The organism is Stutzerimonas azotifigens (genome assembly GCF_013522725.1).
Lineage (GTDB): Bacteria > Pseudomonadota > Gammaproteobacteria > Pseudomonadales > Pseudomonadaceae > Stutzerimonas > Stutzerimonas azotifigens_A.
Genome location: NZ_JAAMRF010000005.1, coordinates 151,140 through 167,601, shown reverse-complemented (window position 1 = coordinate 167,601; position 16,462 = coordinate 151,140). Strand labels below are relative to the sequence as shown.

General features: G+C 60.5%; 14 protein-coding genes. 8 read left to right on the top strand and 6 right to left on the bottom strand.

Annotation, left to right across the window (positions count from 1 at the left end; genetic code table 11):
• Nucleotides 1-8 precede the first annotated feature (8 nt).
• The 8 genes from G7026_RS11570 (at nucleotide 9) to G7026_RS11535 (ending at nucleotide 9,475) form a co-directional block, all read left to right on the top strand.
• Entirely contained in the window at nucleotides 9-1,685 is a 1,677-nt protein-coding gene (locus G7026_RS11570; protein ID WP_181070897.1) for a ParB family protein, read from the top strand.
• A gap of 18 nt (nucleotides 1,686-1,703) precedes the next feature.
• Nucleotides 1,704-2,264 carry a DUF2857 domain-containing protein gene (locus G7026_RS11565; protein WP_181070895.1) on the top strand — a complete coding sequence of 187 codons (561 nt, stop codon included), beginning with the start codon at nucleotides 1,704-1,706 and terminating at the stop codon, nucleotides 2,262-2,264.
• Nucleotides 2,265-2,268: 4 nt separating this feature from the next.
• Entirely contained in the window at nucleotides 2,269-3,429 is a 1,161-nt protein-coding gene (locus tag G7026_RS11560) for an STY4528 family pathogenicity island replication protein (RefSeq protein WP_181070893.1), read from the top strand.
• 167 nt (nucleotides 3,430-3,596) lie between these two features.
• Nucleotides 3,597-4,388 (top strand): PFL_4669 family integrating conjugative element protein, encoded by a 792-nt coding sequence (locus tag G7026_RS11555; RefSeq protein WP_219858406.1) that lies wholly within the window; start codon nucleotides 3,597-3,599, stop codon nucleotides 4,386-4,388.
• Complete coding sequence (locus G7026_RS11550) at nucleotides 4,385-4,936, top strand: DUF3158 family protein (RefSeq protein ID WP_181070892.1); 552 nt, start codon at nucleotides 4,385-4,387, stop codon at nucleotides 4,934-4,936. Before G7026_RS11555 ends, G7026_RS11550 begins: the two co-directional genes overlap by 4 nt.
• Nucleotides 4,933-5,328, top strand: coding sequence for a single-stranded DNA-binding protein (locus tag G7026_RS11545; protein WP_181070891.1), 396 nt, complete (start codon nucleotides 4,933-4,935; stop codon nucleotides 5,326-5,328). Before G7026_RS11550 ends, G7026_RS11545 begins: the two co-directional genes overlap by 4 nt.
• Nucleotides 5,329-5,571: 243 nt before the next feature.
• Nucleotides 5,572-7,563 carry a DNA topoisomerase III gene (locus tag G7026_RS11540; RefSeq protein ID WP_181071211.1) on the top strand — a complete coding sequence of 664 codons (1,992 nt, stop codon included), beginning with the start codon at nucleotides 5,572-5,574 and terminating at the stop codon, nucleotides 7,561-7,563.
• Between the two features lie 1,114 nt (nucleotides 7,564-8,677).
• A complete protein-coding gene (locus G7026_RS11535) occupies nucleotides 8,678-9,475 on the top strand; it encodes a GTPase (protein WP_181070890.1) in 798 nt (265 codons plus the stop codon).
• Between the two features lie 379 nt (nucleotides 9,476-9,854).
• Here G7026_RS11535 and G7026_RS11530 read toward each other — a convergent pair whose 3' ends face one another.
• The 6 genes from G7026_RS11530 to dsbD all read right to left on the bottom strand — a co-directional run bounded on the left by G7026_RS11530 (nucleotide 9,855) and on the right by dsbD (nucleotide 16,360).
• Nucleotides 9,855-11,285, bottom strand: coding sequence for an IS1182-like element ISPmo1 family transposase (locus G7026_RS11530; RefSeq protein WP_168423114.1), 1,431 nt, complete (start codon nucleotides 11,283-11,285; stop codon nucleotides 9,855-9,857).
• Nucleotides 11,286-11,407: 122 nt separating this feature from the next.
• Nucleotides 11,408-12,325: a c-type cytochrome gene (locus G7026_RS11525; RefSeq protein WP_017940153.1), complete on the bottom strand. Its 918-nt coding sequence runs from the start codon at nucleotides 12,323-12,325 to the stop codon at nucleotides 11,408-11,410.
• Nucleotides 12,322-12,969, bottom strand: coding sequence for a c-type cytochrome (locus G7026_RS11520; RefSeq protein ID WP_045431035.1), 648 nt, complete (start codon nucleotides 12,967-12,969; stop codon nucleotides 12,322-12,324). The genes G7026_RS11525 and G7026_RS11520 overlap by 4 nt, the downstream gene beginning before the upstream one ends.
• Nucleotides 12,970-13,026: 57 nt before the next feature.
• Nucleotides 13,027-13,803, bottom strand: a complete 777-nt coding sequence (dsbG, locus tag G7026_RS11515; RefSeq protein WP_028238027.1) for a thiol:disulfide interchange protein DsbG — start codon at nucleotides 13,801-13,803, stop codon at nucleotides 13,027-13,029.
• Entirely contained in the window at nucleotides 13,800-14,615 is an 816-nt protein-coding gene (locus G7026_RS11510; protein ID WP_017940150.1) for a TlpA family protein disulfide reductase, read from the bottom strand. The genes dsbG and G7026_RS11510 overlap by 4 nt, the downstream gene beginning before the upstream one ends.
• Nucleotides 14,615-16,360, bottom strand: a complete 1,746-nt coding sequence (gene dsbD / locus G7026_RS11505; protein ID WP_075750112.1) for a protein-disulfide reductase DsbD — start codon at nucleotides 16,358-16,360, stop codon at nucleotides 14,615-14,617. The genes G7026_RS11510 and dsbD overlap by 1 nt, the downstream gene beginning before the upstream one ends.
• Between the last annotated feature and the right edge of the window lie 102 nt (nucleotides 16,361-16,462).

Here is a 16,462-nt window from a genome sequence, read left to right as displayed (position 1 = left end):
AGGCCGGAATGACTAATGTCTCTTTGCAAGAAATGGCCGGCAAACTGATGGCCGACGGGTTTTCCCACTCAGGTCCAGCAGCACGGGCATTGAGTGATCCTATCGCCGAGACGCCAATGGTTGTCACACTCGACGACCTGCATCCCTATGAACTTGATCCACGCCTGACACGCAACCCGCTCTACGACGAAATAAAAGCGTCCATCCGTGAGCGGGGCCTCGATGCCCCACCCCCGATAACCCGACGCCCCGGTGCCGACCACTTCATCATTCGTAACGGCGGCAATACCCGGCTCGCCGTCCTACGCGAACTATGGTCCGAGACCAAGAGTGAAAGTTTCTTCCGTATTCTGTGCCTGTTTCGTCCGTGGCCAGAGCGCGGCGAGATCATCGCGCTGACTGGGCACCTAGCGGAAAACGAGCTGCACGGCAGACTGACATTCATCGAGCGCGCGCTCGGTGTTGAAAAAGCCCGCGAGCTCTACGAGCAGGAAAGCGGCAAGTCGCTGTCCCAGTCGGAACTCGCCCGCCGCCTCAGCGCCGATGGATTCCCAGTTCCGCAGTCCCACATCAGCCGCATGCAAGACACCGTGCGCTACCTTCTGCCCTCCATTCCCAGCGTGCTTTACAACGGGCTCGGACGGCATCAAGTCGAACGGTTGGCCGTGCTGCGTAAAGCCTCCGAACTCACCTGGGAAAAATATGCGGGCGGGCAGTCGTTAAACATTGAATTCGAGACGCTATTCCATGATGTCCTGGCACCGTTCGACGAACAGCCAGGCACCTTTTCGGGCGACCGGGTCCAAGACGAACTTATCGGCCACATGTCGGAGCTGCTTGGTATCGACTACAACGTGCTCGAGCTTGACGTCGACAGCATCGAACATCGCCAGCGTGCGGTGAATAGCCCACCCCTGCTGCCAGTCGAAGCCACGACCGTCGACACCGTAATCAAAACCGACACTACGCCCATTCACCCGCCGACTTCGACTCGAAACGATAGCGCTGCAGCAGACGCTCCAGTTGCAACATCCAATGACACTATTGCCCAACCCTCGCCGATGCAGATAGCGGAGACAAATGCCGTCATTAATGAAGGGGATACCGAAGCGCGTCTACAGAGCCACATCATCTCCCCCGCCGACAGCACGGAGCGGCTACAGACCATCCAGCAGCTGGTTGCCAACCACACCGGCGAGCCTCTGCCGACCTTCACGGACAACGTGCTGCAGGCAATTCCCGTTCAAGCCGGTGGACTGTTCCCTATCAGCGACGTCTGGTACATCGAGCCTGGACTGGAGTCACCAGATCGGCTGCGCATCCACATTGCGCAATTCGCCCAAGAGATCGCTGAGGAAGCTGAGCTGGCCAATTACATCGAAGCGGACAAGGCTGGCATAGGTTTCACCTGCACTCCGCACGAACAGAGCGTTTCGCCGCCCTTGTTCGCCCGCATGGTGTTGGCGTTGTTGCATGCATTGAGTACCCCACACTCGGCCGAACCCGGTAAGGCTGTTCTGCACTTGGACGACAGCTTGGGAGCGCTTTTTCTGGGAACCGATGCCAGGGACACAAAAGTCCTCCCCCGCCTGAGCGACGACGGCTTGGTAAAGTTTTTCCGTCTGGTCCGGCTGGCACGCCGGCTTCTGGATCTGGAGGCCAATCCAGATAAGCCCGACCACTGAAACAGGCCGGAGAGAACCATGTCGACACCTCATCCGCTCAATCAAGCTGTCGTCGCTCAGGCTCTGCATGATCTGCGTAACGGCCAACTTCGCCGTTGCCTGTCGATGGGCTTCAGCGAGCGGGAACTGGACGTACTGAAACACCCCGCCCTGGTGAGTTTGTTGGCTAATGCCCAGGTGCCTTGGTGTTCTGTGACGGTGAATACGGACGTTCTCTGGCGCTTGGTCGGCCAGATGAACGACATAGAGCGTGAGATCGCCACGGTAGATCGTATGTTGCGCTTGGGGGCCAGCACCGAGATGGTCAGCAAATTCTACGGGCTGACCCACCAGGAAGTCGCCCTGCGCCGCGACATCATCGGGCTGCCCAAACGCCGAGGGCGACATCCGGTTCTGAATGAAGATCAGGAGATAATTCTATGGAAGCAGTGGAAGGCTGGTATTACAGAGCGCAACTTCGAGCTGAGTGACGACAGCACGATGCTGGAGCTGACGATGGATCTGGCCGAAGCCCTATCTTTGCCCATGTCCGTGATCTGGGCGGCAATAGGAAGCTGGATCGATCAAGGCCTGGTGTAAGGCCATGATCTCGCCGGCAGGCCCTGCCGCTCTTTCAACGCTGCTCGACGACGCCCTGCAGCACCTAGCTCCCACCAAGAACAGCAATCCAGCCAGCGATGGATTCATATACAGCGGCAATCGCCATGAAAGCGTACCCCGTAGACTGTTTCTCGACCGCCGTTTGACGCCGCTGGAACGCAACGCCTGGCAGGTATTTCGACTCCTGCTCAACGAAGATGGGGTCACGGCGTTCCCGACTTACGATCAGCTCCGCCCCTATCTGGCATCAACGCCCTGCTCCGAGCAGGCATCTCACGAAACAGTGGCACGCGCACTTACACTCCTGCGTCTTACACGCTGGCTCAGTCTCGTGCGCCGACGGCGCGATCCCAAGACCGGCCGCATAAAGGGCAACCTTTACGTCCTGCACGATGAGCCACTCACACCTTACGAGGCCATGCAGCTTGATCCCGAATACCTCGGGCTGTTGAGTCACGCACTCAACCACGCCAGCAAGGCGATCCAACGGGTTGGCTACCACACCATCCAGGAACTCACCGAAGACCCGATGCTCAGCGACCGTGTCCTACCGACGCGCCTGCAGGTGCTTGCGCAACGCATGGCCCAGGGCAACATGTCCGGACGAGAAAGTTACCCACAAGAGCAGACCTCCGTCGAATCCGAAGAAGGCTGCGATGTCCTTCTTCGGAATGAAAAACCGCCGTCTTCGGATTCCGCAGCAGGCTCGCATGTCAGCAAAACCGGCCCTCTTCGGCATCCGAAGCAAGACCGTACTGAAGTACTCAGTAATCGTATAAATCGTACTGTACCGCGCACACGCGAGCTCCAGGGCCTGCAACTGCCTGAGAGTTTCCTTGCGTTGAAGGATGAACAGCAGGCCGGCGCGCTGGTGGCGTTGCAGCAAGTGGAAGCCGAAATGCGGCAAGCCGTGCTCGACGAGTGGGCCGCGCGCTGCCGCAGTAGCGAGGTGCGCAAACCTGCGGGCTATCTGTTCGGCATTATCCAGGCCGCAATCCGCGGCGAATTCAAAGCGTGGGCAGGACAAGGTCAGAGCATTGCCGTTGCCACCGTCCCGCCCCCAGCGCCACTTGCTCAACCGGCGAACCCCGAAGTCGTCCAGGCACACCTCGCCCATCTGCACGCCCTGCTAAACAAAAAATAGCGGCTGGGTAACGTGCTTGGACCCCCTTGGCATTATCCCCAGGGGATAGTTGCAACAGGCAGCCTTCCGCTCGAATAACCCGCCTGCATCAGGTGCCGTTTGTTGACTGACCGCCTTCCGTGCGCAGCTCAAGCTGGCGACTCGTTCCTCTACCGCGAGTCGTCCTCATGTCCACCGACAAAACCTTGCAACTAAATCTGGGCTCGCTGCGCAGTGCAATGTCGCTGACGCTGCACACCCATCACGCCTCGCGCATCTGGCACGGTCGAGCGCCCAGCGAAGGAAAACCAGGCATCGTTGGTCTGAACGGTTTCATCGCCATCGCCAACAAGATCAAGCGCGGCTCCGAGCAGGACGACCCCTATTCGGACTGGTGGATGCTGAGGGTTGAGGAAAAGCTGACGCAGACAAAGGAGACGTTGCAGACGTTACGTGAACAGGTGGACCGGGCCTTGGCCGACGTGCCGCCATCACTATCGCTGGGCGAGAACATGAACGTGCAGCCGGTGAAGCTGCCGCTGTTCGTAAGCGCGCAGCTCGGCTTCCTCGCGGTCTACTTGCTGGCCGATTACGACGACCTGGCGCGCAAGCTGATCCTGGCCCACCACACCGCCCTGATTGATCGCAGCACGCTTGAGCGCTGGCTCAACGAAGGGGCTCACGCACTGCGTAGCCTGTTCTCGCTGGCACAGCAGCACCGCTACTCGGGTTGCACCAGGGATGACTTCGCTGCCAAGAATGCCGCAGCCAGAGCAGCCATTGAGAAACTTGGCGAACTGCCGCAGAACGTGCTCGAAGGCACTCTGCGTTCCCGCTACGCACCACCGATTATCCGTCGCTCGGCACTGGCCGCCTCCGCACACCAGGGAACAGAGGACGCCAGCGCCGACGACTTCCCGGTAGCGGACGCCGATCGCCCGACAGCTGCGGTAGATGAAAACGAGGACAACCCAGCATGACGACCTCCTCGACCTCTGCGGCCGCTCGTCGCTTTCACCCTTTGGAACAGGCGGACTTCCAGAAACTGGAACAGGCAGCCTCTCTAAAAGGCCTTTTACAGCCTTTTAAGGGTAAGGGGAGTATGGAGACCTGGGCCAGCCACTGCCACACGCTGCGCGACGACTTGATCGAGTTGGCACAGCGGCGTGTTCTTGCTCAGGCGAACGCGTACCCCTTCCGCTTGCTTCCCGTTGAACTGGCCCAGCAGACCACTGGCGCAGGCACCACATTTCTACGCTGGCGCAGGCCCGATCGCTCCGCCATGGGCGTGGCGCTATGGCAGGCGCTGATCACCAGCGTCGCCACACCCGGCCCTCTGATTGATGACCTCTACGCCATGGAGGTACAGCGCATCGTGTTGAACATGCAGATCAGCCTCCTACACACGCTCGGCCGACAGGCTCACGAGTGCGCCAGCAAGGTGGCCCAAGCCGAATCGATTTACCTGCAGCGTATCCCTGGAAGCGCTGCGTCCATCCGCACCACTTTCTCCAAGGAGTCACTATGAGCACGCACTTTGTCGGCGAAGGCAACATTGGTTCAGCGTCGGAGTTCAGGGAGTTTCCAAGCGGCAACGACGAGCCGCGACGGTTGTTGCGCTTGAACGTGTATTTCGACAATCCGGTTCCAACCAAGGATGGCTATGAAGATCGCGGTGGGTACTGGGCTCCCGTGGAACTGTGGCACCGCGATGCTGAGCACTGGAAAACGCTGTATCAGAAAGGCATGCGCGTACTGGTGGAAGGTCGCACGGTGCGCGATGAATGGGAGGACGCCGACGAGAACGAGCGCGTGACGTTCAAGATCGAAGCCCGTCGCATAGGCATCCTGCCGTACCGGCTTGAGGCGGTAACGCTGATCCAGAAACAGGCCAGCGATCCGTCCCACCCTGCGGAATAATGCCCGCAGCACACCTCGGTGGAACTATCCCCAGGGGATAGTTCCACCGAGTTCCACTGAGCTCCAGCGCGCCCGTGAACGAAGCTTCTGGCAATCAAACTCTCGACACTACAAGCGCGCTACTCCCCAACTGTTAAGTAACGCAGCTACAACCTGTGTTCCGTCCTTTCCGTGTTGTTTGCTGCCGCATGTGCGCCTGTCAGGAATGCTGAGGATCATTCGATGACCACGCTTGGAGGCTGCATGCGCGTGTTCTTGTGCGAAAAACCTTCCCAAGGCAAAGACATCGCCCGTGTGTTGAACGCTAGCCAACGCGGCAGCGGCTGCTACAGCGGAGCGGGCATCGTCGTGACCTGGTGCATTGGTCACCTGATCGAAGCGGCACCACCGGAAGCCTACGGTGAGCAGTACAAGAGCTGGTCTATTGAACAGCTGCCTATCATTCCCGAGCACTGGCGCGTCGAGCCGAAGGCCGCAACCGCAGCGCAACTCAAGATCGTCAAGCAGCTCGTCGGCCAGGCCAGCGAGCTGGTGATCGCAACCGATGCGGACCGCGAAGGCGAGATGATCGCCCGCGAGATCCTCGACCTGTGCGTCTACCGGGGACCGATCCGGCGGCTATGGCTGTCGGCGCTCAATGAGGCGAGCATTCGCAAGGCGCTGAGTGCGCTGAAACCATCGAACGAGACGCTGCCGCTGTACTACGCGGCACTCGCCCGGTCGAGGGCAGACTGGCTTATCGGCATGAACCTGAGCCGCCTGTTCACACTTCTCGGACGTCAGGCCGGCTACGACGGTGTACTGTCGGTCGGGCGGGTGCAGACACCGACACTGGCACTGGTGGTAACCCGCGACCGCGAGATTGCCTGCTTCGTCTCGGTGCCGTTCTGGACCGTCGAGGTCGCACTATCGGCTGGCGGGCACTGCTTCCTTGCCAACTGGATCGCGCCGGATGGCTGCACCGATGCCGCAGGCCGCTGCCTGCAGCAGGCGGCGGCACAACAAGCTGCCAATCGCATGCGCGCTGCTGGCAGCGCGGACGTGGTCTCGGCTGAAACAGAGCGTGTGCGCGAATGTCCACCGCTGCCGTTCGACCTCGGCACTCTGCAGGAAGTGTGTTCACGCCAGCTGGGCCTCGACGTGCAGGAGACGCTGGACATTGCCCAGGCTCTTTACGAAACGCACAAAGCGACGACCTATCCGCGTTCAGATTCTGGTTACCTGCCCGAAAGCATGTTCGCTGAGGTACCGACCGTGCTCGATGCGGTGCTCACCACCGATCCCACCCTTTGCCCTTTGCTCGACCAGCTTGACCCTACTCAACGCTCACGCGCTTGGAACGACAGCAAGGTATCGGCCCACCACGGCATCATTCCCACCCTGGAGCCGGCGAACCTGTCAGCAATGAGCGACAAGGAGATCGCGGTCTACAAGCTGATCCGCGCACACTACCTAGCGCAATTCCTGCCGCATCACGAGTTCGACCGCACGACCGCCCAGTTGCTGTGCGGCGATCAATATCTGCAAGCCATCGGCAAGCAGGTAATCATTCCCGGCTGGCACCAAGTGCTAGCCGTACCGGAAGCGGACGATACCGATCGTGAGTCGACACCGCGCAGCCAGGTATTGCCAGCCATGCACGAAGGGCTGCCCTGCCAGATTGGCCACATCGATCTGAAGTCACTCAAGACGCAGCCGCCAAAACCTTACACCCAGGGTGATTTGGTCAAGGCCATGAAAGGCGTCGCCAAGCTGGTCACCGACCCGCGGTTGAAGCAGAAGCTCAAAGAGACCACCCGCATCGGCACCGAGGCCACGCGTGCCAGCATTATCAAAGGTCTGCTCGACCGCGGTTACCTGATCAAGAAAGGCCGTGCCGTGCGCGCCTCCGAGGCGGCTTGCACACTCATCAATACGGTGCCCGCAGCTATTACAGACCCCGGCACCACCGCCGTCTGGGAACAGGCTCTGGACATGATCGAAGCCGGCAGCATGACGCTGGATACCTTCGTCGAAAAGCAATCGATGTGGATTACCCTGCTTGTTCAGCAGTATCGCGGTACCACACTGGCTATCAAGCTACCCGAGGGGCCTGTTTGCCCGCTGTGCGGCAGTCCGACCCGTCAACGCACAGGAAAGGCCGGCCCTTTCTGGTCCTGCCGCAACTATCCCGATTGCAAGGGCACCCTGCCCATCCAGAAAGCCAGCGCGACACGCAAGCCTCAACGGATCTAAAAATAGGTCGCGGCCCTTGTCCCCCACCGTATCGGCCATGGCCGATACGCATACCTCGCTCACGCGAGGAACCCAGCACGCACTATCCTTCTGCAACGTGTGCGCGTCGCCGGCGATTAGCTGGTTTGACGAGAAGGCGGATTCATTCGCAGCCCGTACCACATGGACTTTATGATCTGCTAGCTTTCACTTCGAAGGGTCCCCTGGCGCCTTGTCTCAACAGCAGGTCGAGCCCCCAGGAGACCCTTCGGGTCAAACGGTATTCAGCGCCGGAACCCACCGGCGAAACAACGGGTTCCTTTTGTACGCAGATGCGTGCCAAAGGATTTCGACCCCAGCCACGACAAGGGTCGAGTGTAATCGCTGCAACAGCGGATGGCTTTGACGACGGCCACTCCCTGCAGCAGCTCACAGGTGGTTTCTTCCTCAACAGCCGAAGGCCCAGGCCTTCGGCCCCTTTCTCCTGGCCACCCGAAACAGCCGAAGCTGGCCCGGGCATTCATGCAGTTGATCTTCGAGAGCAACGGCGAACTGCAGGTGGTCACAGCCTGACCTGTCCCATGAACGCCCGAACGCCTGCAAGGCGTCGGTGCCTTGTTCCATTCCAGCCAGGAGACATCTTCCATGTCCCATGCACCTCAGTCACGCTGCACTGAACCAATCGGTTATCTGGCCCTGACCTAAGCAGGTAAACGCCTGCCTCTGGAGGTACGCCGCAGTACCGCCGGCTACTTCATCGGCACTGCCGACGACAGCGGTCCGGCTTCGCGCGAGTCCTTCGAGTATTTTTGTTCGCACCAGGCTGCAAGCCACGCCCTAACAACAGGACGCCAGCACTAGCGTCTCTATCCCTAACCCATCGTAAAAGTGCTTGGAGACGTCAATACGGCGGCCACCGGTTTCGATTTGCCACGCGCAAGCCCGCCGACTGCGCACTATCGTTGCAGCATGTTCGCTGGCGTCGCCGGCAACATCCCAGGCAGTCGAAACCTTAAAGGCTGGGGTGCGGTTCACCGCACTGGTTGTTTTGTTATCCGGCGCATGTCGCGCCATCCACCCCTCAAGGGACACCCCCCTTGCGGGCAGGAGTCCCTTTTTCATTAAGGAGTCTCCAATGGATACCCAAGCCATCCGCGCCCAAATGCCCGTTCTGGTCGCCGGTCATGTCCCTCGTAATGTCCGTACGTTCAAGTTCAATATCTTCGACGGACAACCCAAGGTCTCAGCGTGGGGTTTCCACATCGACCCCAAACCCTTCGAGGGCAAGGTGATCGCCGACACCGGTGACGCCATCGTCGTCAAGATCGGCCGTGCCGAGTTCGCCGTGCTTGATCGCGCACTGCTGACCCAGGTGCCTGACGAGGGCACCAAGGTACAGGTCCAACCGTATGCCCGACGCCGTTTCGACGGTCTGCGAGCGGACACACCGGAAGAGCGCACTGAGCACACCGCAGACGGCACGCCTTATACGGTGCAAACGCACATTCTCGGCTCGGCACCGGCCAAGCTACCGCTCCCACAGCCACGCTGTCCGGAGTTGCAGGAACTCATCAATCAGCTTGAACAGCTACCTGCTCCCGATGGCTTTCGCCGCGTCACCCACTTACTAGTGGATGCCGGTGCACGGGATTTCTCCCTCGTCGATCCGCTGCCCGACGACATCATCAGGACGCCTCCGGCGATCAACTTCACCGTTGCTACAGCAAAGTTCCAGGGGCGGGTTACCGTGCTGTACGAACGTGCCGACGACCTCTACGCAATCGAGCTGAAACGCGACGGGGAACTGGTCAAACGCATCGATCAAGTGTTCTTCGACTCGCTCGGCGAAACGCTGGAGCAACTGATCGACGATGGCAGTTGGCGGCGCATCCTCGTGCAGTGCCTGCCGGGAAGCAAGCCCACCCGGCACTGACCGCACCGCTTCTCGCCTTGCGGCGAGAAGCTCTTCGTCCGCAAGGCAGAACGTCGTGCAGACGGGCCCTGCTACGCCGACCTGGCGCGCTTTATCGCGAACCAAGGTATTACGGTAAGTGAGTATGTTGGCAGGCAGCTGTTAGCTCACTTGGCCTTGGAAGAAACCTGGCTGATTGGCGAAGAACAATCCGAAACTGCCATTGTGGCAGGCAGCAACCGGCCCAGAGTGTGTAAAAACACTTTCTTATCTTGCGTGCTTCAGCCCATTGCTCCTGGGCGTGGCGATTTCCCGATTATTTACCACGATCAGCGCCGGTAACGCTTCAGAGCGCGTATGAAGCGCTTTGGCACCTCTTGGGGCAGTAAAAGCTGGGCTTTTACGCCGCCATCGCCTTCAACAAGCCTTCGGTGCCGATGATTTTCATCACCCGCTTCAAGTTGTAGGCGAGCACATTCAAGCTCATTTCTGCGCTCACCCCATTCAGTTTTCGAGTCAGGAAGTGCGTTGCTCCCATCCATTGTTTGAGCGTCCCGAAGGGATGCTCAACAGTCCGTTTTCGAACCCGCATCATCTCCGGTGCTTGGTTCAGCCGGCGTTGCATTTCCTCCAGCACCGCTTCATGTTCCCAGCGCCTTACTCGACGATTTGTGCTTGGCGTGCACTGGGTTTTCAGCGCGCAACTCTGGCACTTTGAACTCCAGTAACAGTGCATATTCATGCCTTTCTCAACGCTGGAGAATCGCCAAATCAGTGCCTCGCCAGCCGGGCATGTATATTTGTTTTTCGTCGCGTCATAAACGAAGGCATCTTTGTTGAACCGGCCATCAGCCTTGGCGCTTGAAGTCATCGGCTTTGGCACATAAGCGGTGATGTTTGCATCGTGACAGGCGAGGATTTCTTCACCCTTGAAGTAGCCTCGGTCGGCGACTACCGACAATGTTTCTGCGCCAATGGCTTCCCTAGCTTGCTTGGCCATCGAGCTGAGTTGGTCGCGGTCAGAACCTCTGTTGGTGACCTCATGAGCAACAATCAAATGGTGCTGCGTATCGACCGCCGTCTGCACGTTGTAGCCGACGATACCGCTGCCGCGCGTCATCATCGAACGGGCATCCGGGTCGGTCAGCGAAACCTGTTTGTCAGGGGAATCGTTGAGCTGAGTTTCGATCCCTTGAAGCTCTTTCATCTGCGATTTGAGCTTGGCGATTTTATCTTCCAGGCTGGCAATGTCTGGCGCGGAGGCGCTAGGAATCTGTCGATCAGCCGCATCGAGCGCAGCCAAATAACGGCCGATGCTCGCCTCGATTTCTTCCATGCGCCGCTTCAGTTTGGCGCTGGTGAAATTGCGGTCACGGTTGTTCACTGCCTTGAATTTGCTGCCGTCGATGGCAACCAGGTTTTCGTCAAACAACCCCAACTGCTGGCAGAGCAAAACGAACTGGCGGCAGACGCCGCGAATGGCCTTGCTGTTGTCTTTTCGGAAGTTGGCGATGGTCTTGAAATCGGGCATCAAACGCCCGGTTAGCCACATGAGTTCGACGTTGCGCTGGGCTTCTCGCTCCAGACGTCGGCTCGATTGAATTCGGTTTAGGTAACCGTAGATGTAGATCTTCAGCAGGATCGCCGGGTGGTAGGCAGGTCTGCCGGTTTCGGCTGGAATGACGCCATCAAAACCTAGATTGGCCAAATCGAGTTCATCGACGAAAACGTCAACCACCCGAACCGGATTGGTATCGCTGACGTAGTCGTCGAGGCTTTCGGGAAGTAAGGTGCTTTGACCTCGGTGTTCACCCTGGATAAACCGTTTCATGGGTTTCCCTTGCGATGAAGTTCTCAGAAATCATAGCAAAGGTTTGTACGGACGTTTTTACACACTCTGGGCCACAAGCGGACTGTCAACGCAATGTGAGGAAACTAGCGGCTGCCTGCTTCTCAGATCCCCTTCCCTAGCATCTTGCCGTTTACGATTTCCCCGTAAAGGTTCACGCCGTCATTGGCGTGGTACTTATCTCGGGTTTTCTCGACTGAGCCATCAATCAAGCGTGGGTCTTGCGGTCGCTCGTGACTGTTCATGAAGGCCGCCACGTTCCAGGCGTCTTCATCTGGCAGGGTGCCGCCTTTGCCCAGTGGCATGTTTTCCTTGATGAACGCCGCAGCCGTGTTGATTCGATGCATGCCTGCACCCCAGTTGAACGAGTCCGCGCCCCAGAGTGGCGGGAATACATAAAGGTCACCAGACTTCTGCCCTTCCCCGTTCGGCCCATGACAGACGGCGCACTGTGCGTCGTAGACCTGTTCTCCCTTCGCCAGGTCGTATCCGCCTTCGGGTTGTGGCACTTCCGGATAGGCCCGACCTGACAGCTCTTGACCTGTGGGTGCTCCGGTTGCAAGCCAGTAGGAATAGGCTGAAAGCGCGGCGATAACGGGGCCGTCAGCCTCGGGCGCCTTGCCGTTCATACTGAATTGGAAACAGCCCTGAAGGCGCTCGGCATAGCTGTTCACCTTGTCGTTTTTCTTCCGGTACGCCGGATACATGGTGTAGGCAGCCCAGAGCGGTGCAGAGTTGGCTTTCCGGCCTTGTTCGAGGTGGCAGTTCGCACAGGCCAGGCCGTTGCCGACATAGTCGGGCGCATGCGTCTTGGTATCGACGAATATGGCGCGCCCCTGCTGTACCAACTGCCCGTAGGTGTTGTCAGGCAGTTCGCTTTCCTTTGGCGGTTGGAAGTACTTGCTGCTGGCGGGATCACCTGCTCCGGTCAGGATCTGCGACTGATCTTCCATCGCGATGTCGTCCGCGAGCACCGGGAAGCCCAATGACATCAACAGCAGCGCGGTTGTATGGGTCTTCATTTGGCTGCTCCTTTGTCAGTCAGGCCTGCGAAGTACGTCGAGACCGCCGTTACCTCGTCCTCGGTCAAGCTACGTGCGATTTGGCCCATCAGGTCGTTGGGGTCGTTCTTGCGGGTGCCCTGACGCCACGCGGTCAACTGAGACGACAGATACTGTGCCGACTGCCCGGCCAGCGGTGGGAAGGCGTCGCCTACTCCCGTTCCGCTGGGGCCGTGGCAGGCGACGCACTCGGGGATGTTGCGATCCCAGGCGCCGCGCAGCGCAAGGCTTTCGCCAGGCCCGTCGACCAACGCGGTGCGGTCGATTCGCTCGACCTGCGGTTGCGGCTTGTCAGCCAGCATCGTCGAGACGGCGTCGGCTTCCTCATGGCTCAAGGCCGCGGCAATGGGCTGCATGATTGGATTCGCCCGCGCACCGGACGCGAAATCAGCCAGTTGCTTGCGCATGTAATTCGCCGACAAGCCGGCCAGGCGGGGGAATCCTGCAGCAGCCATGCCTTCACCCTCGGCGCCGTGGCAGGTAGCGCACGCCATCGCGGCGGGGTTGGTCCCGCCTTTGCTGTACACCGCAGCGGCATCCGCGGCGTGCGCGGACACGGAGATCGCAAGGAAGAGCCCGGCCAAGGGCCAGAGGGGGACGTTCATGTAGCCTCCAGATCGTTCTTGTTATAGGTGCCGGTGCTGACTGACCGTGTGGTGTTGCTAGCGTTTTGACAACGGCCCCATGATGCCATTCAACGCCTCGGGACGAGGCGCGCCCTGATGCTGCTGCAGACGCCCTTGCTCATCCAGGTAATAGATAGCCGGGGTCGCCGAGGCGCCCATTTCGCCCATCAGGATGAGGTTCGCCTCAAGCTGTTCATTCAACTCGGGCGCGATACGCTCGATGGGTTTGAGCGCGCTGGCCTTGCCCGCGGCCTCGTGCTCATTGAGAGCCGCTTCAGGGTCTTTCGCGGCCAACAGCGCAGCGGATTTGCCTGCGCTGTCCGGGCGCAACATGCCGACCATGACGTGACGGAGCTGAACGTCGCCTGCTTCGACCCAGGGCCGTGCCTGTTTCCAGAACATGTTGCAGAACGGGCAGTTCGGGTCGGAAAACATGTAGATCACCCGTGGCGCCTCAGCCGCGCCGTCAGCAATCCAGGTGCTGCTTTCGAGCCGCTGCCACATCTCGCTGCTCATCGGCTCATACACCAGCTTTTCCAGCGGTGCCTTGGTCAGGTCTTCGCCAGCGGCGTCCAGCAAACTGCCGATCACGACATGATCACCGTCCGGTGTCAGATACAGCGCAATGCCTTGTCCGTTGTAACGCGCCGCGTAGCCCTTTAATCCGCCCGGCGCGTCGAAACTGCCGACCACTTTGGCTCCGCGCGCTTCAATGGCCTGAACCGCGGGAGGCAGCGCTTCGGCCAGCGCCCAGGGCGTCGGCAGTAAGGCGAGCGTTGAGATAAAAAACGAAAGTGAACGTACCGGTTTCATGGCTGGGTTTTAACCTCTAGTTGCTCAAGGGCGCGCGCCAGGCTGGCACGGGACAGCTCGCCGAGGTGGCTGCCAACCTGGCGTCCCTCGGCGTCATAAAAAAGCGTGGTGGGCAGCGACGCAGACCCTACGTGCTGGCCCAGACGACCGCCGGTATCGAGCAGGACGTTTTCCAGGCCGAGCCCTTCGCCGTCGAGGAAGTCGGCAATCAATCGCTCGCCCTCGCCCTGGTTGACGAACAGAAAGGTCACGTCGGTGTTGTCTTGTTGCGCCTGCGCAAGGACTGGCATTTCTCGTCTGCAAGGAGGGCACCAGGTGGCCCACAGGTTGACTACTAGGGGCTTGCCAACGTAATCCTGCAAGGCGACGGGTTTACCCTGGTTGTCCCGCAGGCCCATCTCAGGCAGTCGCGTGCCCTGCTCGAACGCGTGCAACGCAAAGGTCCCGAACCCCCAGCTGAGCACACCCACCAGCACCGCTGCGCCCAGCGGTCGGCGCAGCCCGCTGTCGCGCCAGGCCAGCAAGGAACCCAACAGAACGGCCACCACCAAGCCCGGCCAGGCAATGAAACCGCCGTCACGTATGTCGATCACGCGCCAGGGCTCATCTCGGAAATGCTCGACGTACACCAGCACGAAGGCCAGCCGCGCGACCAGTAGCGCCACCAGCAGCAGCCTGAAGAGCTGTTGTTCCGGATTCCGCTCGCTGCGCCGCCCAACCCACCAGCCGGTCAGCATCGCTATAAACAGGCTCACCAGCATCAGCACATGTGGGACGGCAAGTGCCAGTGGCCCCAGGTTGATCGTCAGCATCAGCCACGCTCCATAGTCTGGTTCCATCTGTTCAGAAATTGATTCGCATCGACCTCGCCAGTGATGCGCTGGGTACGTCGCTCTTCCCCGTCCGGGCCGATGAAGAGCAGCGTCGGCGGCCCCATGACCTGATAGCGGTTCAGCAGCTCACGACTGGCGGGATCGGTCTGCGTCACGTCCGGCCGCAGAATCCGCACGCCAGTTAGCGCCGCCTGCACCTGCGCGTCGCCGAACACCTCCTTTTCCATGACCTTGCAGGACACGCACCAGTCGGCGTAGTAGTCCACCAGCACCCACTGGCCCGCGGCCCTGGCGGCAGCCAGCTCACGATCAAGGTCGGCCGGCTCGCTGAAGCCGACAAATCCGTGTGCAGGCTCTGCACCTTGCGAGGACGCAACGCTGCCCGTGAATACACCGAGCGGCCGCAAGACGTCCTGTGCGCCGCCAGCCGCTCCGAGCAGCAACGCTACGCCCCATATACCAGCCAGCGACGCCACCGCGCGGCTGAGCGCCTGATGCCGCACCAGTTCCCGCGACAGGTGCAACAGCCCGCTGGCGCCCACGACCAGAAGCGCGCCCCACAGCCCTACCCAGAGTGGGTCGGACAACAGCGGACGCAGCACGTAGAGGGCGGCGACCAGAAACAGGAAACCGAAGGACACCTTGACGCGATCCATCCACGGCCCAGGCTTGGGCAGGAAGCGATTGCCCACTGTCACCAGCAGCACCAACGGCGTACCGATCCCCAGGCCCAGCGCGAACAACACCAGGCCACCGTTCAGGGCGTCGCCGCTTTGGGCGATGTACAGCAGCGCCGCGGCCAGCGGTGCGGTCATGCAAGGGCCCACCAGCAGCCCGGACAACACACCCAACGCGCTGGCCCCGGCGAGGCTGCCGCCCCGGCGCTGGCGGCCGGCCTGCTCCAGCCGATCACGCAGGCCGGCCGGCAGTTGCAGCTCGAAGAAGCCGAACATGGGCAGCGACAGGAGCACGAACAGGCCAGCGAAGCTTGCGATCAGCCACGGCTGCATCAGCCATCCCTGCAGATTCGCACCCAGTAGCGCCGCCACCACCCCAAGGGCGGCGTAGACCAGCGCCATGCTGAATACATAGGCGCCAGCCAGGGCCATGCCGCGGCGAGGCCCGGCCTGGCTACCCACCACGATGCCGGCCAGGATAGGCAGCATCGGCAGCGAACAGGGCGCAAAGGCAAGCAGCAGGCCGAGTCCGAAGAAGATCAGCAGGCTCCAGCCCAGCGACTGCTGCTGTAGCCCGCTGGCCAAGGCCTGGTCGTCGGCCTGAACCGGCGTGGACGGAGGCGTGCTGCTGCCGCCCAGGTCTACCGTGCGGGTTTGCGGCGGATAGCACAGGCCGGCATCGGCGCAGCCTTGCCAGCCGAGTTCAAGCGACGCGATATTCGCATCGGGGAGCTGCACTTCCAGGCTGTCGCGATAGATTCGCGAATCACCAAAATACTCGTCATGGTAGGGCTCGCCAGGCGGCAACTGGGGCTCGGTCCCCGGTGCCAGCCCTGCGAATCGTAGGCGCTCCTGGTAGAGGTAATAGCCGGGCGCAATGTCCCAGCGCAGCACGACTCCGCCAGCGTCAGGCTGCTCGACGTGCAGCGTGAACGCTTCGTCCACGGGCAGAAAGTCCTGCTGCTTCTGACCGAAGGTGAACGGCGAAGCGTTCGCCAGCTGCACGGACCATAGGCAGCAGGCCAGAAAGATAAAAAGCGCTCGCATGCACAACACCCGATTACCCGATTCGACGGCGAGCTTGCCGACTCGGGATTAAGAGGCGATTAACGAGGCTTGCCCGGACACAACCTGTAAGGCTGAGCGGCG